The 21,944-nt window shown below is 66.7% G+C and carries 22 protein-coding genes and 2 tRNA genes; 3 read left to right on the forward strand and 21 right to left on the reverse strand.

Annotated elements, in window-relative coordinates; genetic code table 11:
- The 4 genes from ACOJUJ_RS12620 to ACOJUJ_RS12635 all read right to left on the reverse strand — a co-directional run bounded on the left by ACOJUJ_RS12620 (position 1) and on the right by ACOJUJ_RS12635 (position 2,659).
- A complete protein-coding gene (locus ACOJUJ_RS12620) occupies positions 1–774 on the reverse strand; it encodes a DUF4397 domain-containing protein (RefSeq protein WP_420127236.1) in 774 nt (257 codons plus the stop codon).
- The gene (locus tag ACOJUJ_RS12625) at positions 771–1,490 is read right to left on the reverse strand and encodes a hypothetical protein (protein WP_420127237.1); all 720 of its coding nucleotides are present in this window, start codon (positions 1,488–1,490) and stop codon (positions 771–773) included. Before ACOJUJ_RS12625 ends, ACOJUJ_RS12620 begins: the two co-directional genes overlap by 4 nt.
- A 2-nt stretch (positions 1,491–1,492) precedes the next feature.
- Entirely contained in the window at positions 1,493–2,176 is a 684-nt protein-coding gene (locus ACOJUJ_RS12630; RefSeq protein WP_420127238.1) for a ferritin-like domain-containing protein, read from the reverse strand.
- A 135-nt stretch (positions 2,177–2,311) separates the two neighbouring features.
- Positions 2,312–2,659, reverse strand: coding sequence for a DUF2946 family protein (locus ACOJUJ_RS12635; RefSeq protein ID WP_420127239.1), 348 nt, complete (start codon positions 2,657–2,659; stop codon positions 2,312–2,314).
- A gap of 299 nt (positions 2,660–2,958) precedes the next feature.
- Between ACOJUJ_RS12635 and ACOJUJ_RS12640 the strand changes: the two genes are divergently transcribed.
- Positions 2,959–6,303, forward strand: a complete 3,345-nt coding sequence (locus ACOJUJ_RS12640) for an Eco57I restriction-modification methylase domain-containing protein (protein WP_420127240.1) — start codon at positions 2,959–2,961, stop codon at positions 6,301–6,303.
- A complete protein-coding gene (locus tag ACOJUJ_RS12645) occupies positions 6,304–6,981 on the forward strand; it encodes a hypothetical protein (RefSeq protein WP_420127241.1) in 678 nt (225 codons plus the stop codon).
- A gap of 199 nt (positions 6,982–7,180) precedes the next feature.
- Here ACOJUJ_RS12645 and ACOJUJ_RS12650 read toward each other — a convergent pair whose 3' ends face one another.
- Positions 7,181–7,414, reverse strand: coding sequence for a hypothetical protein (locus ACOJUJ_RS12650; protein WP_420127242.1), 234 nt, complete (start codon positions 7,412–7,414; stop codon positions 7,181–7,183).
- Between the two features lie 204 nt (positions 7,415–7,618).
- Between ACOJUJ_RS12650 and ACOJUJ_RS12655 the strand changes: the two genes are divergently transcribed.
- A complete protein-coding gene (locus tag ACOJUJ_RS12655) occupies positions 7,619–7,789 on the forward strand; it encodes a hypothetical protein (protein WP_420127243.1) in 171 nt (56 codons plus the stop codon).
- 82 nt (positions 7,790–7,871) lie between these two features.
- On the opposite strand, the gene ACOJUJ_RS12660 is transcribed toward ACOJUJ_RS12655, so the two are convergent.
- From ACOJUJ_RS12660 to ACOJUJ_RS12735, 16 genes are all read right to left on the reverse strand, one after another.
- Positions 7,872–8,297, reverse strand: coding sequence for a hypothetical protein (locus tag ACOJUJ_RS12660; RefSeq protein ID WP_420127244.1), 426 nt, complete (start codon positions 8,295–8,297; stop codon positions 7,872–7,874).
- Positions 8,298–8,420: 123 nt separating this feature from the next.
- Complete coding sequence (locus ACOJUJ_RS12665; RefSeq protein ID WP_420127245.1) at positions 8,421–10,739, reverse strand: TonB-dependent receptor; 2,319 nt, start codon at positions 10,737–10,739, stop codon at positions 8,421–8,423.
- 24 nt (positions 10,740–10,763) lie between these two features.
- Positions 10,764–11,102: a hypothetical protein gene (locus ACOJUJ_RS12670; protein ID WP_420127246.1), complete on the reverse strand. Its 339-nt coding sequence runs from the start codon at positions 11,100–11,102 to the stop codon at positions 10,764–10,766.
- A gap of 284 nt (positions 11,103–11,386) precedes the next feature.
- On the reverse strand, positions 11,387–11,737 hold the full coding sequence (locus ACOJUJ_RS12675; RefSeq protein WP_420127247.1) for a hypothetical protein: 351 nt from the start codon (positions 11,735–11,737) through the stop codon (positions 11,387–11,389).
- 440 nt (positions 11,738–12,177) lie between these two features.
- Positions 12,178–12,251 (reverse strand) — tRNA-Met (locus ACOJUJ_RS12680).
- 46 nt (positions 12,252–12,297) lie between these two features.
- Positions 12,298–12,371: transfer RNA gene (locus tag ACOJUJ_RS12685), tRNA-Met, on the reverse strand.
- 172 nt (positions 12,372–12,543) lie between these two features.
- Complete coding sequence (locus ACOJUJ_RS12690; RefSeq protein WP_420127248.1) at positions 12,544–12,858, reverse strand: FtsB family cell division protein; 315 nt, start codon at positions 12,856–12,858, stop codon at positions 12,544–12,546.
- A complete protein-coding gene (gene eno / locus ACOJUJ_RS12695) occupies positions 12,849–14,126 on the reverse strand; it encodes a phosphopyruvate hydratase (RefSeq protein WP_420127249.1) in 1,278 nt (425 codons plus the stop codon). The genes ACOJUJ_RS12690 and eno overlap by 10 nt, the downstream gene beginning before the upstream one ends.
- Before the next feature lie 106 nt (positions 14,127–14,232).
- The gene (locus ACOJUJ_RS12700; protein WP_420127250.1) at positions 14,233–16,359 is read right to left on the reverse strand and encodes a hypothetical protein; all 2,127 of its coding nucleotides are present in this window, start codon (positions 16,357–16,359) and stop codon (positions 14,233–14,235) included.
- 258 nt (positions 16,360–16,617) lie between these two features.
- Positions 16,618–16,860, reverse strand: coding sequence for a hypothetical protein (locus ACOJUJ_RS12705; protein ID WP_420127251.1), 243 nt, complete (start codon positions 16,858–16,860; stop codon positions 16,618–16,620).
- 169 nt (positions 16,861–17,029) lie between these two features.
- Positions 17,030–18,568 (reverse strand): NAD(P)H-hydrate dehydratase, encoded by a 1,539-nt coding sequence (locus tag ACOJUJ_RS12710; protein ID WP_420127252.1) that lies wholly within the window; start codon positions 18,566–18,568, stop codon positions 17,030–17,032.
- 78 nt (positions 18,569–18,646) lie between these two features.
- Positions 18,647–18,844, reverse strand: coding sequence for a hypothetical protein (locus ACOJUJ_RS12715; protein ID WP_420127253.1), 198 nt, complete (start codon positions 18,842–18,844; stop codon positions 18,647–18,649).
- 158 nt (positions 18,845–19,002) lie between these two features.
- A complete protein-coding gene (locus ACOJUJ_RS12720; RefSeq protein WP_420127254.1) occupies positions 19,003–19,392 on the reverse strand; it encodes a Minf_1886 family protein in 390 nt (129 codons plus the stop codon).
- Positions 19,393–19,510: 118 nt separating this feature from the next.
- Entirely contained in the window at positions 19,511–20,146 is a 636-nt protein-coding gene (locus ACOJUJ_RS12725) for an IMPACT family protein (RefSeq protein WP_420127255.1), read from the reverse strand.
- Between the two features lie 39 nt (positions 20,147–20,185).
- Positions 20,186–21,448 (reverse strand): type II toxin-antitoxin system HipA family toxin, encoded by a 1,263-nt coding sequence (locus tag ACOJUJ_RS12730; protein WP_420127256.1) that lies wholly within the window; start codon positions 21,446–21,448, stop codon positions 20,186–20,188.
- The gene (locus ACOJUJ_RS12735; RefSeq protein ID WP_420127257.1) at positions 21,445–21,780 is read right to left on the reverse strand and encodes a helix-turn-helix domain-containing protein; all 336 of its coding nucleotides are present in this window, start codon (positions 21,778–21,780) and stop codon (positions 21,445–21,447) included. The genes ACOJUJ_RS12730 and ACOJUJ_RS12735 overlap by 4 nt, the downstream gene beginning before the upstream one ends.
- Positions 21,781–21,944: the final 164 nt, after the last annotated feature.

Raw genomic sequence — 21,944 nt, forward strand, 5'->3', positions numbered from 1 at the left:
TCAGAAGTCCCGGTCCGCGAGGACCACGATCCGGTGGTTGTCGGGGGATGGGGACGCGGTGGCCCCACTGCTCGCCAGGACCAGCGTGCGCGCATGGCCGGCGCCCAGCTCGATCGTCTGCCGCGCCACCACGGCGCCGTTCAGCCGCGCCAGGGTGACGGTGTAGCGCCCGGCGGGCAGTTCCAGCGGCGTGGACGCGTTCCGGTAGCCGATGGTGAGCGACGGCGCGACCCCGCCGATGCTCGCCGGCGCGTCGCCTTCCGTGATGTACGCCTGCACCAGCGCGCCCGTCCCCGTGGTGCCCGCGAACGGGGCCGCGTTCACCACCTGGATCCGTGCGTGATACGCGGTGCCGCCCGGCACGCGCGATGGGGGAAAGGGATCGTCCGCAACCAGCAGGGGCCGCACGTCCGGCGTGCCGAACGCCGGCACCGTCCCCACCGCCAGCAGCGTGTAGCCAAACCCGCCCACCATCACCGCCCGCGCGCTCCCGCCGAACAGGTCGCGCGTGGCGCCCGCCAGCCGAGCCTCAAAGCGGTGCGTGCCCGCGCCAATCTCCGCGAACGCGGTGGATTCCGACTGCGGCACGGCGGCGCCGAGGACGGCGGACGAATCCGCCCGCACCTCGATGGGGTCCGCGCCGGGGCTGACGACGGCGTTGAAGACGCGCAGCCGGGCCGGCCCGGCGCCCGGGTCTACCGGGCCGTCGCCGTCGCAGGCGGCGAGGAGCAGCGCCGCGATCAGCGCGGCGTGGCGAAGGAGTCGGCAGCTCATGGCAGGACGAGGGCGAGGACGGCGGTCACCTTCTCGGCCGCCAGGGGTTCGTCGTACGCCTCGCTGGAGGCGGGTTCGGCGGGGAGTGTGACGCGCCCCTGCACGCGGTTGTCTTCCCCGGCGGATGTGGCCGGCGCGGTGCCCGTCTGGTCATCCGCCCCGTAGACCATGGCGGCGACGTCCAGCTGCGACGCCGCGCCCTCCTCCGAGGGGGGAAAGAGCGAGAAGTCGAAGCCCGGCTGGGCGCCCGTAATCCACGGCTTTGCGTCCGTGAGCTCCGCCCGCTGCCGGTTCAGCCGCACCTGCGCAGTGTGGCGCGCCGCCGCGGCGTGCATCCGCAGCACGGCCTGGTACGCGGCGGGATCGACGGCGAGCGCCTCCAACTGCCCCAAAAAGGCGCGGACTGCCAAGTCGTGCAGCAGCTGCATCACCCGCGACAGCTCCCATCCATCGAAGAAGACGAGCTGAAAGGGCCCGGCGAAGCTCCCGCCCCCGCCCGTCCAGTCGATCGCCTCTGCCGCGGGCGCCGGCGCCGTGGCGCCGAGAGCGCGCAGGCGGGCGGCGTGGCCCCGCAGATGCTGGCGGATGCGCTCCGAGGCAGCGCGCTCCGGCGAGCCCTCCGGCAGGAGCATGGGGTCCTGCTGGCCAAACGCGTGCAGCGCGTCCAGCACGTCCGTCACCCGCAGCAGCAGGTTCAGCGCGTTCACGTCTGCCACGGTCAGCTCCGCACGTCCAGCGTGGTGAGAAAGAGGGGGCGCGCCGCCTCCAGCGCGTCGCCCAGCGGCCGCTGCGCCGCCAGCCCCGTCGCGCCGTCGATCCCGGCCGCGAAGCCCTCCGGCCCCTGCGCCAGCGTACCCAGGACGGCGGCGTGGCGGGCGTGCACGGAGGCGCCCTTGGCCAGCACCTGCCGCGTGCCGCCGTCCGTCAGGCGCGGCAGCATCCACGTGTGCGCGGCGGACACCTCCTCGCAGAGCGCGTGGGCGCGGCCCAGCGCGGCATTCCGCCCGGACAGGTCCATGGCGGAGAAGTCGAATAGGAGCAGGTCGTAGATGCGCCGCGTCCCCAGCCGGTCGGAGAGGATGCGGATGTGGGCCGCCGTGTGGTCGCGCACGTCCAGGAACACGTCGCGCTCGGCGCGGGTCATCCCCACGAACGGCGTGGTGTAGACGCGGTGGAACAGCTCGCCCTTGAGCTGCAGCAGGGCGTAGGCGCCGTTCAGCATCCCGTCTTCCGTGCGCAGGTCGATGACGGCCTGCGCGGCGGGGTCGAACGGGTCGTCGTTGCAGGCGGCCGCAAAGGGCAGCAGCGCCGCCGTTCCGCCGGCGAGCGCCAGGCGCAGAAAGTCGCGCCGGGTGCACGCGGGCACGGCGAACGGCACCGACGCGACGGGGCGTACGGGCATGGATCTCCGGAGGATGAGACGTGTTGGGGCGCGCGCCGTCTTCCGCGCGGGCGCGGCGGGCGGCACACCCATCCCCACGCACCGCGCTAAATCACACGGCTGCGGCGGGATGGACCGATGATGTGTCTGGAGAGATCAGGCGCGCGGGGGTGCGCGCGAAGGCGGGAGCGAGACGGACGGCTCGGGCACGCGCACGGGGGACGTGCGCGGCGCGTCGAGAACTTCGATCAGCCGGGTGCGGAACTCGAGCGCCGGGACCTCCGGCAGCGCGAGGCTGCCGTGGCCGCCGTGGCAGATGACGCACTGCTCATGGTCGTGCGGCTGCGGAGCCGGCGCGTCGTCGCGCCCGTCCTGCTGCGCCGCATCCGCCGTGGCCCACCCGGCTGAGCCCACGTCGGCCGCGTGCAGCGCCGGCACGCACACCCCCGCCATCAGGCAGAGGAGCGCGTACAACGACACGAGCGCGCGGGCGGTGCGGTTCACGGTAGCCGAGGTTCGGATGCAGTTGTTGATAACGACAAATCAGTATAGGATACGGAGCGTGGGCCCGCAAGGGGGGAGCTCACTCTCCACCGACCGAATTGCTTCTTCGAGGAAGTCTTCCCGAAATCGGCCTGCTTGGAGTCTGGCCTTTCTTTACACCCTAGCATTTAGGGAAAATTCGGTTTATGTTTGGTTTGCCAAGGTGCCATTATCGCCTATGCGCAGAAAACCCAAAATCCGACTTCACTCCGCACGACGCGTGCTTTCGACAGGCGCTACACCCGGACATCGTCTCTCGCATGGCTGAGCCAGCGCGTGAGTTTCTGGATTCGGCATATCGCACTCTCGGCTACGAAGACGGTGTGCTGCTAGATGCTGCGGCCCACCCTGGTAGTGGTCCTGAGGCAAAATCTCGTTGGGTCGAGATTGGAGACTGGCTAACCTTGGCCCACCGAATGGGGGCCGACAAAGTTTTCTTTGTTGGCACCGAGCCGGTGCTGGTGTTTAGGGAAGTGTCGGAGCCGGTTACCGAGATGCGGATCCGGGAGGTCTATCGGCAGGCATGGTGTATGTCAGGACCCCAGTGCCTCTTTTTGGCGCTGCCGGGCGAACTTCGTGTGTACGCCCTGACCGAACCTCCGGTCCGTTGGCCAGTTGAGACGCGGGTTGTCGAACCCATTCAGATTGTGCAGCGAGTAGCGGATGTTGCCGAAGCGTTGCGAGATTTCTCTCGGGAGGAAGTCGAGTCTGGCCGTCTATTCGGAGATTCCCGCTTCGGTGATTCTGTTACTCGGGCTGACCGGCGCCTAGTACAGGATCTAAGGATTATCCGCCGTTCGCTGCTCGCGAGGAACGTGCGTCTGGAGCACGCGCATGCGCTGATTGGTCGGTCAATCTTCATCCGTTATCTTGAGGACCGCCAAGTCCTCACCCCTGCCTACTTTGAGAAAATAGCGCAACAAAATCCAGATTGGATGGATTTACTCTCGCAAGCTCCCGAACGGCCGGAGGTCGCGCCCACTCTGCGGATGCGTCTCTACGACCGGGTCCTGCGTAGTCATGAATTTACCTACGCCCTATTTGATCAACTCGCACGAGATTTCAACGGGGATATGTTCCCCAGAGATGACAGCGAACGGGAGGGCATCACCGCTGATGATCTCGAACATCTCCGTCGTTTTCTTTTAGGGGATATTGATACTCAGCAACCATCCCTTTTCTTCTGGGCTTACGACTTCGGCATTATTCCGATCTCACTAATCAGCAGTATCTACGAGGAGTTTTATCGTACCACTGACGATGCGGATGATAACACCCATTATACCCCCAGCACCTTAGTCGATGATGTGTTATCTCGGGTGCTGACTCCTGAACGGCTGGCGAGTTGTCCGCGCGTGCTGGATCCGGCTTGCGGATCAGGAATCTTCCTTGTCGAGGCGTTCCGACGTATTGTCCGCTATGAGACCCAGCGGAGAGGCGCCCTTGCCCCTGACGATCTACGTGCGATTCTGCGCGCTCAGATTGCCGGGATTGAGCTCAATCCAGAAGCCGCCCGAGTCGCGGCGTTCAGTCTCTATCTTGCGCTCCTCAATTACCAAGAGCCTCCCGAGATTCTCAAAAGTGCACCGCTTCCGCATTTGGTGTACAGCGGAATCCGAGATGAACAGCATTACGCGATTCTATTCGCATCAAACGCCTTCGCGCTCACGCCTAGTGAACGGGACGTGCTCCAAGCGAAATTGTTGGCAAGGAAGCGTTTCTCTGGTCGCGTAATCTCAGAGCGATTGGTAGGATCCTCCGGTGCCCCTCTTCCTCTTGAATGTGGGGAGTTCGACGTAGTCGTGGGAAATCCCCCCTGGCTAGAAGCAGGAAATAATTCCAAGGAGGGTTCCGACACCATCGCGATTGCTAATGAGCATGCGGTCATGTGGGCGCAGGCGTTTGCATTCCCAATTGGAGACCGCAGCTACTCACAATTGTTTATTCATCGAGCACTCTCGTTCCTAAAGTCGAATGGTACTGCCGGCTTGCTTGTCAGCGCAAAGGTGATCTGGAACCAGCGCGAGACGAGTGTGGCATTTCGACGATACTGGCTTGAGCATGCGCATGTGCGAGAAGTAGTCAACTTTACTCACGCACGACGTGTGTTCTTCGACCACGCGATCGCCCCGTTTATTTTCGTGCGCTTTGAGCCACGTGCAGAGGGTGAGGCTGGTGCCTTTGTTGTTTACTGGAGTGCGCGACTCACTCGCGCCGCACAGCAGCTTCGATCAGTCGTATTCACGCGATCTGATCGTCGAATCGTCCATCAAGACGATCTTTACAGTGATGATACACTCTGGAAGACGTACTGGTGGGGCAGCCACTTGGACGCTGCGCTGATTGCTCGACTCAAGATGGAGACGCCGCTGCGAGCGGTATTGCATTCGGCAGACCCTGAACCAGCTTATGGTTTTCAGCGCAGTAGTGAGCCACCTCGCGAAGATGGGAAGAATGTTCCGAGAGGTACACTGAAGGATTTACCCGAGCTGATCAGCGAGCGAGTCACTTGGCATGGGCCTCTGCGGAAAAGTTGGTTTGAAGGGCCTCCGCTAGCCGTTAAGCGGCAACCTGATATTCGTTTGTACGAGGGTCAGAGACTACTCTTGACCACTGGGATCAAAGCGTCCTTCGGCCCCTGTGTACGCCTTGAGACTGCCCCATTTTCGTTCCGCCATACAATGTATTGCGTTCCTCTGCATTCATTGAATGAGCGTGCGGCTAAACTTGTGTTAGGGACCTTGTGGTCGTCGCTTGGTCGGTATCGCCTTTTTATGACCTCTGGTAGTTGGGGTGGATGGTACGACAAGGTCACGGCCGAGGATATCCTCGGAACACCGATCCGCCTACCAAGCACCGTAACAACGGAACCGGACTCGCGAATTGCTTCCGCAGATCGCGTGATTGCTGCGGTTGACGCGATCCGTTCTTGGGTCCCGCGAGGGATGTCCTTGCTGGAAGATGAAGGCGACGGAGATGAAGGTGATCCTCTTCTTGCGTCGCTTCAGGCGCAGTTAGACCAAGCTGTGTTCGACCTTTTTGATCTCTCGGGTCTGGATCGAGGTCTCATTACGGACTTTTTCAATCATGCGTTTGATCTGCTTAATCGGGGCCCTGAATCGGCGGCACTTGATCCGCTAGCCGGGCTCATGCCGTTTGCTCAGGGAACGCTAGCGGATCTTGACAGAACCGAAGCCCTGACGCCGAACATCACAAGCTATCTCCGCGCGTTTTTGGAGCTGTGGAATCCAGAGATTGAACCGGAAGGTGAGTTCCGGTGGCAGGTGATCGCTCCGAGAAACCGTTCGGTTCTCGCAGTAATGTTCGAAACGCAAGCACAGGGCGAGGCGATTGAGGAGAGAGACCTTGGTCACGATTCCGAAATGCTGTGGGTTAAGGCGCTTGAGCGATGCGCGGCGGCGCTTCGGCATCCGCTTTCTGAGCATGTCTACATAGATCAGATCGTCAGAGTTGTGACCGAGACGTCCATCACGATTTTAAAACGAAACGAGCGGCGACTCTGGAATGCGAGTGCTGCCCGCGAGGATGCTCACGCCACGCTCGTCCAAGCCATGCAACTGCCGCAGACTGCCGAGCTCTTATAGATGCCGCAACCCAAGCTGAATGGTGCCCGCCTATGGCGCCGCCAAGTCCAGAAGACGTCTGCTATTTTGGTCCGCGCACTTGAACTGCTCGAGCCAAGAGATGCAAATGAGCAGGAGGATGATCTTAATCGCAAGCTCTATTTCTGCTTGCTCCAAGCCAATCGCGAGGCGACGCACTGGCCTTTGGGCGCGTTCGACTGCGCTCCTGTGTACGAGGGCCGTAACCTGCCGAGCGCAAATGATTTTGTCCGGACCGCCCGGGAAGGTAAGAGACCGGATTTTCAATGGACGTTTATCGACCACCAATCCCCGGATCCAAAACGCAGTGTCCGGACGATCGTAATCGAATGCAAACGGCTGGGTGCGCCAACACGGCACGGCTGGCCCCTCAATGAAAACTATGTGCGCAACGGTATCATGCGGTTCGTCCGTGAAGAGCATGGATACGCCTGCGATGATGTAGAGGCCGTGATGGTTGGTTATATTCAATCGATGGATTTCCCCCAAATCGCCGCAGAGGTTAATGCGACCACTGTGCAGGAAGCGATCCCGAGCGTTCCCCCCCCGGTTCAGGGCTGGAACCTGCGTGGAGTCTCGCACCTCGCGCATACAATGGAACGCACGTTTGGCGTGACACCATTCGGCCTACTCCATTTTTGGGTTGATCTCCGGAATTGATAGGAACAACTCGGCGACCTGGCGCACACCACGTACCTCAGCAGGTTATCTCTCCCGCGACCGTGAGAGGGGGGGCCAACAGGCTAGTTAATCTTCAGTTACGGGGGCGAATGCTCCAGCGCGTCCGCAAACTTGACGGCTCACACATCTGCCGAAGGTTGCAATCTTCCGTTATGATTCGAGACGTGTAGGAAAACGTTCACTCCCCCGCGAGACGCTCTAACTCTTTCTGTAGTTGCAGCAGCCGCGCGGCTTGCTCGCCTGCCAGACGCGCCGCTCCGCGCTCCCACCCAGCCGGCGGCGGCCGGTACCCGCGCGTTGCAGGATCCAGCCGGGCCCGGGCGATGGTGTTCTGCGACACGCCGAGTTCCGCGGCCAGATCCTCCGCGGTAATCCGCTCGAACAGCCGATCCGTGGCTCGCTTATAATCCACGATCTTCTGCCTCTGGTTAATTTTACTCTTGACAGCAACGCTGCGGTTAACTATATTATTAACCGCAGGGCAAAAAGCAAGGCTGGCCGAATCTCCCGCGAAGAAGTGCCGGCCAGCCTCACACGCGAATCGACCCGAAGGCCGCCCGCTCGCCAAAGCTAGCCCTGCCGGGCGCTGGGGGTCAAGCCAGCCAGGAGGTGCACGATGGCCAACGCACAGCAGGGCGCCACCCGCGCCGCGGAACCCGCCGGCTACACCATCCGCAAGCGGAAGAACTCGCGCTGGTGGGAGGTGCTGGACCCCAGCGGAGAGCTGGTCTGCCTCACCGTCTACCGCCGCGGCGCGAAGGAGGTGGTGCGGCGCCTGGCGGCCTGACCGTCCGCACGACAGAAGAGCGGCCCCGGCGAGAACGTCGCCGGGGCCGCTTGCGTTACGAACGCCGCACGATCGCGCTGCGTTACGGCGTGACCGTGATGGGGATGCCCGGCGCGGTGTAGTCGGGGTGGTTGCCGTGCATCAGCCTGAACTCCACGGTCGTGGCCCCCACCGCCACGCCCTCGAGATCCATGTGGTCGTCGTGCGAGTGGATCTCGGCGATCGCCTCGTTGGCTACCGTCCACTCCAGCGTGTGCTCGTCGCCGTCCGGCTGAAAGCGGTCGCCGTCCTCGTCCACAAAGAAGACCTCCACGTGCGCTCCCTGCCCCGCGCGCACCGTCAGGCTTCCCGTCACCTGGCGGGCGGCGTTGATGGTGACGAGCGTGGCGTTGTTTGCGCCCACGATCACCATCCCGGCGGGCTCGTGGTGATCGTCCGGGCCGGTGCCATCGCTCTCGCACGCACCCAGCATTGCCGTCGCGGCGAGCACCAGCGCGGCGCGGCTCATCAGATTCCTGGTCCCAGCGAACATCGTCCGTCTCCTTGCACTTCAGGTTTCTCCGCCTCCGCGGTGGAGGTCGGGTGGATCAGGCCGGCCGCGCGCCGCGGCCACGGCCGGCCAGCGGCGCGTCTAGAAGTCGACGCGGTACAGCAGCCTCAGGTTCAGCCCCGGCTGCGGGGCCACCTCGCGGATGCGCGACAGGTGGTCGCGCCACACCTGGTCCGTCAGGTTGTCGGCGGAGAGGGTGATGGTGTGCAGTGCGCCCCGCGCGTCCCAGCGCAGGCCGGCGGATGCGTTCAGCAGCGCGTAGCCGGCGGTCGGCGTCTCCAGCGGAGTGCCGTCCGCCGACACCCCCGGGTAGACGCGGTCCTGCCGCGCGCCGCTCTCCACCCCCAGCTCGGCGAACCAGCGAGGCACGTCGCGGCGAATGCGCAGGGCGCCGCGCGCGGGCGGGATGGCGGGGAGCGGGTCGGTTCCGTCCTCGCCGCGCAGGTCGCCGCGCACGTAGCTCCCCGTGGCCTCCACCACCCACGCGCGCAACGGCTCGATCTGGATGCGCCCCTCTGCGCCGGTGAAGCGCGCGTCGTCGCCGCGGGCCTGGTAGACGGGGTAGCGGCCAAAGCGCGGGTCCAGCTCCCCCGTCGGCGCGTAGTAGATGAATGCGTCGATTCTGTTGCGGTACGCCGTCAGCTCGGCGTCCAGCCCCGGCCGGGAGACGCGGACGAAGAGGTCCGCTCCCAGCCCCGTCTCCGGCTCGATCTGCGGGTTGCCGATCTCGTACGAGTAGGCGGCCAGGTGCGGCCCGCGGGAGAACAGTTCCTCGATGCTGGGCGTGCGGAACGAGCGCGCCACCCGCGCCCCCGCCTGCCATCCCCCGCCCAGCCGGTAGACCGCCGCCGCGCTTCCGCTGAACGCGCCGAAGTCCCGCGTCTCCACCGCGATCCCGGCCACGGGGCGATCATCCTCCGGCACCACGCGCGTCCAGTCGTAGCGGGCGCCCAGCTCCAGCCCCCAGCGCCCGCGCGAAAGCTCCTCGTAGATGAAGCCGGCCAGCGACCACTGCCGTGCGGAGCGGCTCCCCGTCGCCAATCCGCCCACGTCCAGGTCCTTGCCGAAGCCCCAGAGGCCGATCGCGCCCTCGTTGCGAAAGGTGCCCTCGTGCCGGTGGCGGCCGACCAGGTTCATCGTCCCCGTGTACTGCAGGAACGAGGTGCCCACGAACTCGCTGCCGTCCGTCCCCCGCTCCATCTCGTGGTGGCGAAAGCGGACCAGGTTCAGGTCGGCTTCCACCGAGCCGAACGGCCCCACCCGGTGCAGGTACGCCGCCTGGCCGCGCAGCGCCGTGCGGCGGACGTCCAGGTCCACCCCGCCCTCGTGCGCGCCGGGGATGTCCTGCCCCTGGAAGGTGCCGGGGACGCCGTATGCCATCGCGTAGTCGCGCACCGCCAGCCCCGCGAAGCCGTCCGAGCCTACCCGGCTGGCCCCCGCGCCCAGGCTGTATCCGCCCAGGTCCGTCGACGGCAGGTCGCCGAGCGGCGTGCGCGTGTCTCCCGCGCGGCGGCCACTGGCCTCACCCCGCAGCGCCCATCCGCCAATCCCGCCCAGCAGTGACGCGCCGCCCGCGAAGCCCTGGCTGGCGGACTCGCCCTGCAGGCTCACGGCGCCGGAGAGGCGGTCGGGGCGCGTGCGGGGCACCTCTTCGCGGATGACGTTGATCACCCCGCCCAGCGCGTTGCTGCCGTAGAGCAGGCCGGCCGGGCCGCGCACCACCTCGATGCGCTCCGCCGTCAGCGGCTCCACCATCACCCCGTGGTCCGCCGCGCTCCCGGCGATGTCGCCCGTGCGCTGGCCGTCCTCCAGCACCAGCACGCGGTCCCCGCCCAGCCCGCGGATGATCGGCTGGCTCGCCGCGGGGCCGTTGTAGCGCATGGCGATCCCCGGCTCCCCCGCCACCGTGGCCGTCACCGTGGCGCCCAGCTGGCGCCGCAGCTCCGCCCCGCCCACCACCGTCGTCGGGCGATACGTCTCGTCCCCGCCCCGCTCGCGCCCCGTCCCCGTCGCCACGACGGCGGAGAGCTGCAGCGCGGAGGGCGAGAGGGAGAGCGTCGCGTTCGCCGTCTGGCCGTCCACCACGCGGACGGCCAACTCGCCCGGCGCGTAGCCGATGCGCTCGGCGGCCACCGTGTAGCTTCCAGCCGGCAGCCCGTCGAAATGGAACGAGCCGTCCTGGTGCGACACCTCGCGGCGCCCCACCTCGCGGATGCGCACCGTTGCCCCCGCCACGGGTTGCCCGGTGGAGGCGTCGGCCACGGTGCCGTGCAGCGCGCCGGCTTCCGCGGGCCGCCCGGCGGAGACGCCGATCGGCGCGCGTTGCAGGCTCGCCTGCGCCCTCGCGGAGGCGGGTAGCACGATGATCGACAGAGCGGCGGCGAGCAGAAGACTGCGCATGAGATGTATGTCCTTCAGGTTGATTCAGGTTGTGCGTAGCGCCGCGGGCATCCTCGTCGCCGGACGGCGAATCCGTCCGCGAGGCGCCCCGTGCAGCGCCGGTTCGGCGGCGGCCAGCGTGACACCCACCGCGTTGTAGAGGAGCACGCGGGCGAGGTTGAGGTGGATGATCCGGACGGCACGACGCGCCAGGCGCACCGCCGCCGGAAGCAGGCGCCAGTCGTCGCGCAGCGGCACGGCGCCGGCGGATTCCGCGGCGAGCGCGCTGGCCCGCGTGCCCATCGCCATGCCCACGTGGGTGCAGGCGAGCGCGGGAGCGTCGTTCACACCGTCGCCCACCATCGCGACGGTGTATGCCTGCACTTGGAGCGGACGAGCTCCAGCTTCTCTTCCGGCAGCAACCGGGACTGGATATCCGACCCAGTGAATCCGCCGGCGCGGACCAACGGTGAGGCGATGTGACGGGACCGCGACGGCGCTTCCGGAGACGGAAGGACCGCCGGCCGCGGCACCGGTGTCGAACGGTTCATTTGGATGTACGGCTGTTCGGCTACAGCGCCGCGCGGAGTGCGCGCACGCGATCAGATCCCGCCGCGGGACCAGAGGGCGCGCGGCAGTGTGCCAGATTCAGCTCCGGGACGGAGCTGTCAGCCGAGAGGTGGGGCTCGAGAGCTGGGTGGGGCGTGCGAACGGAGCGCCGGCGCGACTTCGTCGCTGGCGACCGTCGTCCGGGTGGTGATCCAGACGCTGGCGAACTCGGCGTGGCTGGACCCGGTGGCGATGAAGCGAAGCCCGGTCAGCTTGCATGCCGGGCAGTGGTTCTCGTCGTGTGGGGGAGGCGGACAGTCGTCGTTGCTGTCGCCGGGTGCGTGAAGGTGCGCCTCCGCGGATACATTCGCCGGATGGCTCCCGCCGTGCTGCAGCGCCTCCCCACCTGCCGCCAGCAGCAGGTAGAGAAGCGCGAAAAGCGCGGAAAGGGGACGGCGGATTGTGAGCACGCGTTCGGGCGGAGTAGGTCGTTACGCATCCATTACCGAGACTGACTTCTCAATATTGATTCATAAAGACGGGGCGCGCAACCCCTGGCGCGCATGGACGCGGGCTCAGGCGCAGTTGCGGCACGCCGTAGCAGGTCAGTTGGCGGCTCTCGACGATGAATCCCTGGTCCACCTTGCGGCTCTCCGGCACGCGGACCGATACACCCTCAGCGCGCGGAACTCCTGCTTCTGAAAGTGCAGCGACTGGGATAACGCGATGGGCTCGCCTTGACGACCGCATCGGGCGCAGTCAAGTAAAACTCCACGCGCGCGGGATTCGTTACGGTCCAGGGCTTGGCGCCCGGTCGTTGTGATTATGATATGACTGTCTTGGGCGCTGCGCGCATAAAGCGAACAAAGGCCACGCAACGAACCCGTTGCGTGGCCTTGTCTCTTTCCAGTAGCAGGGGGGGGGCTCGAACCCCCGACCTTACGATTATGAGTCGTACGCTCTAACCAGCTGAGCTACCCTGCCGACCTCCGATGAAACCGGGCCGGCCCTTGCGAGCCGGCCCGGGACATAGCGGGGGCGGGATTCGAACCCGCGACCTTCGGGTTATGAGCCCGACGAGCTACCAGGCTGCTCCACCCCGCGACGTTGAGCCATCAATTTACCATGACTGAGCCATACCGTCAACCCTTGGCCGGGCATTCCGCGCCAACGACCGAAGCGGCTGAAACCGCCGCGCCGCCGCAACGAAAGCGGAAAGCCCCGCCAACCCACGCGGGGCTTCGCCATGCCGGGCATGGGGATCAATCCGCGGACCCTACTCCTGCACCGCCCCGCCGGAATCCACGGGTACAAAGCGGTACAGCAGCTCGCCGTCGCGGATCATCCCGAAGCGCTCGCGGGCGATGCGCTCTACCTCGGCATCGTCGCGCTCCAGCTTGCCGGCCAGCGTCTTGAGCGAGTCCACCTGCGCGCGCGTATCGGCCAGGCGCGCGTCGGCCTCGCGGCGCTCCTTCTTCAGGCGCAGCAGGTGAAAGGCGGAGTACTCCCCGCCCCACAGGACCATGTAGCCGGCAAACGCCAGCACTCCGCCCGCCAGCAGGCGGCGCCCGATGCCGGGCTTTAGCGCCACAGCGACCGCCCGGGGTAGCGGGCGCCGTCGCCCAGGTGCTCCTCGATGCGCAGGAGCTGGTTGTACTTGGCCACGCGGTCCGTGCGGCTGGCGCTGCCGGTCTTGATCTGCCCCACCCCGGTGGCTACGGCCAGGTCGGCGATGAAGGTGTCCTCCGTTTCGCCCGACCGGTGCGACATCACCGCGTTGAAGCCCGCGCGGCGCGCCATGTCGATGGCCTCCAGCGTCTCGGTGAGCGTGCCGATCTGGTTGACCTTGATGAGGATGGCGTTGCCGATCCCCTCGGCGATGCCGCGCGACAGCCGCTCGGTGTTGGTGACGAACAGGTCGTCGCCCACCAGCTGCACCGTGCCGCCGATCTCCTGCGTGAGCTGCTTCCAGCCGTCCCAGTCGTTCTCCGCCATCCCGTCCTCGATGGAGCGGATCGGGTACTTCTTCGACCACTCGGCGTAGAACTGCACCATCTCGGCGGGGGTCTTCTTTTCCTGCGTGCTCTTGTAAAATACGTAGCCCTTGTCCTTCCACATCTCCGACGAGGCCACGTCCAGCGCCAGCACCAGGTCCTCGCCCGCGCGGTAGCCGGCCTGCTCGATGGCCTGCAGGATCACCGCAAGCGCCTCTTCGTTGTCCTTGAGGTCGGGCGCAAAGCCGCCCTCGTCGCCCACCGCCGTGTTCTTGCCGGCCTTGCTGAGCACCTTCTTGAGCGAGTGGAACACCTCGGTGCCCATCCGCAGCCCCTCGCTGAACGTCTCCGCGCCCACCGGCATCACCATGAACTCCTGAAAGTCCACGTTGTTGCTGGCGTGCGCGCCGCCGTTCAGGATGTTCATCATGGGCACCGGCAGCACGTTGGCCATGGCGCCGCCCAGGTAGCGGTACAGCGGCAAGCCGGCGTCCTCGGCCGCGGCGCGGGCGGTGGCCAGCGACACGGCCAGGATGGCGTTGGCCCCCAGCCGCGCCTTGTTGGGCGTGCCGTCGATCTCGATCATCGCCCGGTCCACCGCGCCCTGGTCGTACGGGTCGTAGCCGATCAGCTCGCCGGCGATCTCGACCTCCACGTTCTCCACGGCCTTGCGAACGCCCTTGCCCAGGTAGCGCTTCTTCTCGCCGTCGCGCAGCTCCGCGGCCTCGTGCTCGCCGGTGGATGCGCCGCTGGGCACCGCCGCGCGGCCCACGGCGCCGCTGGAAAGCAGCACGTCGGCTTCCACGGTGGGGTTGCCGCGCGAATCGAGAATCTCGCGAGCCCGGATCTCCTGGATGATCGCCATGTAGTCGGTTGTTTGTGGATCGCGTGGAAAAATCGTGCGGTGACGCCGCGGAACGTAGGTTCGGCGCGGCGGTGTGTCAACGATTTACGGACGACCAGAGCCGATCCTACGGGACGAGAGCGCCAAACTTGGAAAAGGTGGCGGCCGGCGGAACTCCCGCGGCGGTACAGACCCACCCCACGCACTGCAGCGTGGCGGGTGCCGGCGTGAGCACCATGTCTCCCACCGAATGATAGCCGTTCAGCGCCGTCGGCGCCGCGTTGGCGGACATCATCCTGGGCGGTACCGTCGCTTCTCCGCACAGTTGAGCGTCCATGTACACGCTCACGCACTCCAGCCCGGTCCCGGTCCCGCCGCCATGGATGTTGCTCAGCACCAGCGCCGTCATCCCGGACGCCATCGTGCTCTGTTCCTTGAGCATGACGGAGACCATGTACTTCTGGAAGGTTCCCGAGCCGACGCCGTACGTCTCCAGCGGGCAGGTCGCGGTAAGGAACGGATCGCCCGAAAAGCGGCTTAGGGTGCCGCCGGCCGTGTGGATGGTGTTCACCTCCGGGACGGTGGCGCCGTTGTCGTCGTCTACCACCAGCGACACGTAGACCACCTGCACCCCTTTCAGCGGGCGCGGAAAAAGCAAGGCCACCGTTCCCGTGGTGCTCGCGTCCCAGTACAGGCGGGCGTTCCCCACCAGCACGTTGGACGTGGTCCAGCCGTAGGTGCCGGTTCCGCCAACCGTGTTGCGGTTGTCGTTGCCCTGATCCATCTGAGGCCGGCCGTGGTACTGCCCAAAGCCGTACGGAACCACGTCGGCCAGGGGATCGCGATTCGTCCGCCCGTTTTTCACCCAGCCGTTCACCACCGCCGGGCTGTTCGCCGACATCTCCACCCGGCAGGCGCGGGTAAAGGCGTTCGTCGCGGGCGCGGCAAGGGTGACGATCGGCTTCTGGTGCGTGGCGGCGACGAGTGTGGCCCGCGGAAAGGCCGAGTTCCGGATGGAGATGGCGTCGAAGTACCCGTCGCACTGGATGAGCTCGGACGTAGGGCTGGTCTCGTAGTTCAGCTCGTCGAAAGTAAGGACGGAGAGTCCTTTGTCGTCCACGTGCACCGGGATCTGATAGCTGCTGGTCTCATCGGCCACGTACGCATGGTGCTCCAGGGTGTAACGGCGAAAGTGGATCTGGCTGTTCGCGCAGTTCCTGATCACGATGCGCCGCTCGGCGGCCACGATTCCCTGCTTGTGGATGTTCTCGCCTCCGTTGATCCAGACGGAGCGGGGATTGTCGAGAACCAGGTTCACCCGGTTGTTGAGGGTCACCAGGTTCTCGAACCAGATCTGCATGTCCCACTCCACTTCGCTGGGCGGAACGGTGGGGGTGCGCTTGATCTCCACGCCGGTAACGCAGTTCTGCACGAAGGTGATCCCCGTGTTGAAGATCTCGCTTCCGTCCAGGTAGCGGATTCCGGTGCTGAACCCCTCCACGTGAATGTTCTGCAGCCGCGCGACGAAGAGGCCGTTCAGATCCAGCCCCACGTCCGAGAGCGGCGAGTACCCCGGCCCCATCAGACCCTTGAGGTACAGGTTGGAGAGGGTGACGAAGTTGTACCAGTAGTCCGACGTGGTCTGTCCGCTGGCGAGCGGGTGCGTCTTGAGCGCGGTCCAGGTGTTCCCGTTCGATCCGGCGAGGATGACCGTTCCCCTGGGAGGCCTGCCGGTGTTGGCCGTGTGCATCCAGGTGCCCCGGATCTCGAAGTTCATGGAGGTGTTGCTGCCGGCATACTCGATGGGCCAGATCTCCAGGCTGGCGCCGATGTAGTACGTGCGGGGACCCAGCAGCATCACGCCCCCTGTGCGGGCTGCCTCCGTCATGGCGGCCTGCAGGGCGGGACAGTCATCCGATGTTCCATTGCCCGCCGCGCCCCACCACTCGGGAAAAAGCTCCGCGGACTTGTTGATGAGCACCGCGCTGCCGACCGCGGAACTGTCGATGAAGCGCTGAAGCCGTACATCCAGCGCACCGTTCAACGTCACCACCACGCCAGCGTCCGGCTTAAGCACCGCGCCCTGCTCGAACCGGATGTCCGAAGCCAGGGTCAGGGAGGTGCCGATCCTGTACGCCCCGCGTGGTACGTAGATCGTCCCGCCGGCACCGTCCGCATTGACGAACGCGGCGTAATCATCGGCGGCTCCATTGCCCACCGCGGGGGGAGTCGCTGCGTTGACGTTGGCGAACATGACCGCTCCTGGTCAGAGGGGAACGTGGGCAGGCAGGTGTGGAGCACGGGATCGTGGCCTGGGACCGGGTTTCTCCAAGGCTGCTCCGTGGCGGGCAGATGGACGATGCCAGCGCGCTGGCCGAAGCCCGGAGCGTGCGGCAGATGTGGGGCGCGTGCCGGTTGAGACCCAGGAAAACTGGATGGATGGGAGAACGGCTCCGCGACAGTCGTCGCAGAGCCGCCCCTCACCGTCCAGACATGCAGTTCGCGAACCGGATCACATCGTATCGATACAGTCCGGCGAGTTGCAGGTGGGACCGTCGCAGGTCTGCCACTGGCTGGGCCCACTGCAGTACCTGGAGCATTGGTACGCGTTGGAGGGGATGGTCTCGCACCCCGGATCGTCCGTGGGAGCGAGGCTTTCATACCCGCCAACCGTTCCACCTGCCGTTCGCCTGCTGTCGACCGCTTCGAACGAGTCGACCACCAGTTCCTCCACCTGCAGCTTCAGCTTACGCATACAGCCTCCTGGCCAGCGGAGCGGACGCCTTTACGGCCAAGCGGCCTGGGAGAGGGCCGCGCCGGGCATCCAGAAGAACGGACACGCGAGCCCGCTCCGCACCCCTATGAGGCCGCGGAAAATACCGGAATGCCGGCAAGTTCCCGGGGCCCCACGAACCGAACGTAGATCACCGCGCCGGCGGCAGGTCCAGGACGATGCCGGGCAGCCCCAGCGCACTCTCCCGCGCCGGCTCCTCCAGCAGCGCGGCCGGGAGCGCGTCCGCCACGTCGGTAGGAAGCAGGCCCCTCCCCCGCCCCGCCAGCTCCGCCGCGCGTCCCGCGAACCAGAGCGCCGCGCCGGTGGCGTCCCACGGCTCCATACCGCGCGCCAGAAAGGCGCCGATCACGCCGGAAAGCACGTCGCCGTTCCCGCCGGTGGCCAGGCCGGAGTGGCCGGCCACGCTCACCAGCGTCTCCCGCCCGCGCGTGGCCACCAGGGAGGGCGTGCCCTTCAGCAGCACGGTGCAGGCGAAGTCCTCCGCCGCCTTTGTCGCCGCGGCGAACGGATCGGCGGTGACCTGGTCGATCGGAATCCTCAGCAGCCGGCTCATCTCGCCGGGGTGCGGCGTCAGCACCAGCGCGCGGTCGCCGATTGCGTCGCGGAGATCTGGATGGGCCGCGAGAAGCGTGACCGCGTCCGCATCCAGCACCAGCGGGATGTCACTCTCCTTCGCGATGACGCGCAGCACCTCCAGCGCCTCGGCGTCCGTCCCCATTCCCGGCCCGGCGACGGCGGCCTTGGACCCGGCGAGAAAGTCCGCTTCCAGGACGTCGCGATCGATGAAGAGCGCCTCGGGGAGCGACGTCTGCAGGATCTCGCGGTTGGCGGCGGGCGACACCAGCGCCGCCATCCCGGCGCCCGCCCGCAGCGCGCCCAGCCCCGCCAGCACCGCCGCGCCCGCCATCCCCCGCCGCCCGGCGACGATGGAGACCTTTCCCATCGTCCCCTTGTGCGCGTTCGGCGGGACGGGGGGCAGGACGGCGTGCGCCCACGCCGGCGTGATCAGCCGCGCGGACGCGCCGTCCTCCGCCAGCCGCGGGAATCCGATCTCCACCGCGACGATCCGCCCCGCCCGCCCACGTCCGGGAAAGAGCAGCAGCCCCCGCTTGGGCGCGCCGAAGGTGACCGTCACGTCCGCCCGGACCGCATCCCCCGGCATCGCCCCGGTCGTCAGCTCCACGCCGGAAGGCCCGTCCAGCGCCACGATCGGGCAGCCGGAGGCGTTCATGGCGGCGATGGCGTCCGCGTAGGCGCCGGTGGGTGCGCCGGACGCGCCGGTGCCCAGCAGTCCGTCCAGGATCACCGCCGCGCCGGAGAGCGCCGTCGACGCCTGCGCCGTGTACAGCTCCCACCCGTGCAGCAGCGTTGCGTCGATGGGGCTCTTGCCCACGTGCACCACGTCCACGTCGCGCCCCCACATCCACAGCGTGCGCGCGGCGATCACCGCGTCCCCGCCGTTGTTGCCGCTCCCCGTGACCGCGACCACGCGCCCGCTGGGATACAGCCGCTGCACGGTCGCCGCCACCGCGCGCCCGGCTGACTCCATCAGCACCCGCTCGGGGACGCCATACGCGTTGATCGCCTGCTCGTCCCACGCGCGCATCTCGGCCGCGGTGAGCACGGGCACGCGCGCGGGGGCAAAGAAGGCGGGATCGGACGAGGTCATGGGGATGGACGGAAGGCGGATGATCGAATGCCCACGGCGCGCGGGGCGCCGTGGGCATTCATCCCGGGGAACCGGCGGTCACTTGAAGCTCTGGCCGATGGTGCGGCCAAAGCTGATCTCGCCGTTGTCGATGCGGATGTTGAAGCCGCAGTCGGGGTTGGTGCACACCCACGCCTTGTAGGTGATGGGCGCCCCCTCGCGGCCGTAGTCCGAGAGCGGAACCAGAATGCCCTCGTTGCACTTCTTGCACTGCGGAAACTCACGCTCGTCCGGCATGACTCCCTCCCCACCCTGAAGTTTCCTTCACCGGGCGCGCACGCACCCCCCAACACGCGGACGATGGAAAATCGCCGCAAGGCCTGTTCCAAGTACGCGCCACAACGGCGCAAAGTCAACGGGATCGCGGGAAAGATCGGGCCGGCCGGGGGGTTGGGTCAGCTGGGCTGGCGGGCGCTGCACCAGGGGTAGTTGGCCTCGAACACCTGCTCAAAGCAGAACACGCCTTCAAAGTCGTTCATGCAGTCGCCGTCCTGCTTGACCAGCACCCCGCACTCCACCAGCGCGAATACGATCTGCCCCAGGTCGCGGGTGCTGCGGATCCCCCAGTACTCCAGGACGGAGCGAGCCATCAGCCCAAATCGCTCGATCGCCAGGTCGCGGCACCCCTCGGCCAGCTCGGGGCCGGTGATGTGGCGCGACTCGCCCACGCGTTCGATGGTAAAGTGCAGTGCGGCAAGGATGAAGAGGTACGCGGTCTCGCTGTACGCCGGGTGGCGTTTTCTCAGCGTTTCCATGATGGGATCGGCGAGCACGGCTCCATCCATCCGTGTGTCTCCTTCAGGACTTCCGGCGGTGCGGACCGGCCGCGGGAGAACGGCCGGGGGGATTGGTGGTCGGCACGCGGACGGGGGCCCGCGGCGTGGCTGCGTAGGAATACGCCGATCAGGAATCCGCGTTCCGATAGAGTACGCGATCGCCGGTCCGCTCCGGCGCCACCGCTCCCGCCGTCCCTTCCCGCAGCTCGTCCGCCAGCGCGTCCACCATCCCCGCCGGCACGCTGAATTCCACGATCCCCGCGTCGCCCGACGGCGCATACCCGTGCTCCATCTCCTCCGCCCCGGCCCGCTCCATGGCCCGCATCACCGCGGCCGTGTGGGCGTAGGGATACTGGATGGAGATCCGCGCCGCCTCCACGCCGGTGCGCCGCGGCGCCGCCTCCAGCGCCCGCGCCGCCGCGTCGCCGTACGCCCGCACCAGGCCGCCCACGCCCAGCTTGGTTCCCCCGTACCAGCGGGTGACGATGACGATGCAGTCCGTGATCCCCGCCCCCTCGATGGCCGCCAGGATCGGCGCACCGGCGCTCCCGGACGGCTCCCCCGCGTCGTTGGCGCGCCGCACGCCGCCGCGGATGACCCACGCCGAGCAGTTGTGGGTCGCGTCCCAGTGCAGCCGCTCGCGCTCTGCCAGCACCGCGCGCGCCTCCGCCTCCGACGTCACGGGCGCCGCGTACGCCAGGAAGACGGACGCCTTTTCGCGGATCTGCGCTTCGGCCGGGGCGGAAAGGGTGGTGAAGGACAAAGTGCGTGAGTGCGTGAGTGCGTGAGCGTCACGAATCGTTCAGAAAGTCTGCGCCTGCTCCAGATCGCGGTGCTGGAAGGCGGACTCCATTCCATCGATTTCGGTGGCGGGCAAACCAAGATGCTCCGCAGCCTTCCGCCAGCCAGCAACGACGTCCGCGACCTCGTGCACGATCTGTCGCGCCTCCGCTGCCTTGAGACCAAAGTCCGGGGCTACTTCAAGGGCTAGGTCGAGCGATGCGGACCGATCGTCATCCATGCCGATCGCGGTAGAGAGCAGTCGGTCATTCACATGCCCCGGCACAGGGTTCAGGTCGTACGCGGGGGAGAGCGCCCAGCCCTGCTCACCAAGGTAAAGGAAGCCGTGGTTCCGCAGGTGATCATCCGTGTTCGAGATCAGCACCGTGAAGATGATGCGGCGCCAGAGATGACACAGATCGGTCCGGGTACGCGCTCCATGCTGCTGCAGCGCCTCGGCGATTTCCAGATAGCTGCGCGTCTCGCGATCCGACGCCGAGAGCATGCTCATCGCCGAAAGGAAGGGAACGCGGACCTCTCCCTGCCGATCGAACCGGCGCACCAGAAGCACGGTGCGATCCAGCACCACCTCCAGACGCCACTCCGGAACTTCAATCCCGGCGCGGGATGCCAGGCCAAGAGCAACCGCCTCCCAGCGCACTACGTCGTGCGCATCGCTCCTGGCCGGGAACTTTGCGATAAGTAGTGTTCCGTCGCGATCCAGTACCGACGCCTTGGGCCGTGCGCCACCGAGCGACGATCCCGGGGCCAGCAGAAGACGCAGGTCGGCAGCCGTTTCGGAATCGTCCAGCACGTGATCGGTTGCGGAGAGCAGGCGCGGCAACTCCACCAGCGGTGGAACGCCGTGCCGCCCGCCCTCGGCCAGAAAGGGACCGTCCGGTTCCGCCGTGAAGCGCAGCGCGCCTACCCGCCCAAAATCACTTACGCCCAGCAGGAAATCGATCTCCCGCAACGTGCGCCGCTGCCGGCCCTCTTCCAATGCGCGCATGCGCTCCGCACGCGCGAGGAGCGTTCGCCCCCACCGGTCCGGCGCCGAGTCACCCATGGGACCGAACAGCGATTGCCCTGCCGCGGTATGGAACGGTCCGGGACCTACGGGCATGGTGGCGGGCTGCAGAGAATACCGGCTCGGCGCCGCCAGCCACTCCGGATCGTACTCGAACGTCGCGGTCTCGCGCCCCTTCGACGCACGCACCCACAGACGCCCAACCCGGTGTGGGACGCCATCGAGGTCCACATGCACGTACGCGGCAGGCGCGCTCACGTCGAGTTCTTTCCGCGTGCGCGTGGCAGTCTCACTCGCTGCGGAAGATGCTCCTCCTCGAGCGCAAGACCGACCGCATCGGCCTCCACGGCAGCCAGGTCGCCAAGGCGGCTGGCGAACCCCAGCACAAACAGAACAGTCGCGTAGATCCCCAGCGATACGCTTGGATCGCCCCTCTCTACCTTGGTGAGGGTAGGACGGGAGATCAGTGCCCGCTCGGCGAGTACCGCCACGGGGATTCGTCTCCGTCGACGGGCATCGCGCATGTCCGCACCGAGTTTGCGGAGCACCCGCCGCACCGCCAATGGAAGAGTTGGATCCTGTCGGCTCATCACTCTAACGTTAAATATCGCTTACGCTAAGTCTCTTAAGGGCAATGATAATTTCCTCTAAATAGCGGAGCAAGGTTCACGTGCATAAAGACGCCCGTCCTTGCGCGCGCAAGGACGGGCGGCTCTCGAGTGGACTCGTAAGTCGAGTCTTACACCCCCGCGAG

The organism is Longimicrobium sp. (genome assembly GCF_048594345.1).
Taxonomy (GTDB): Bacteria; Gemmatimonadota; Gemmatimonadetes; order Longimicrobiales; family Longimicrobiaceae; genus Longimicrobium.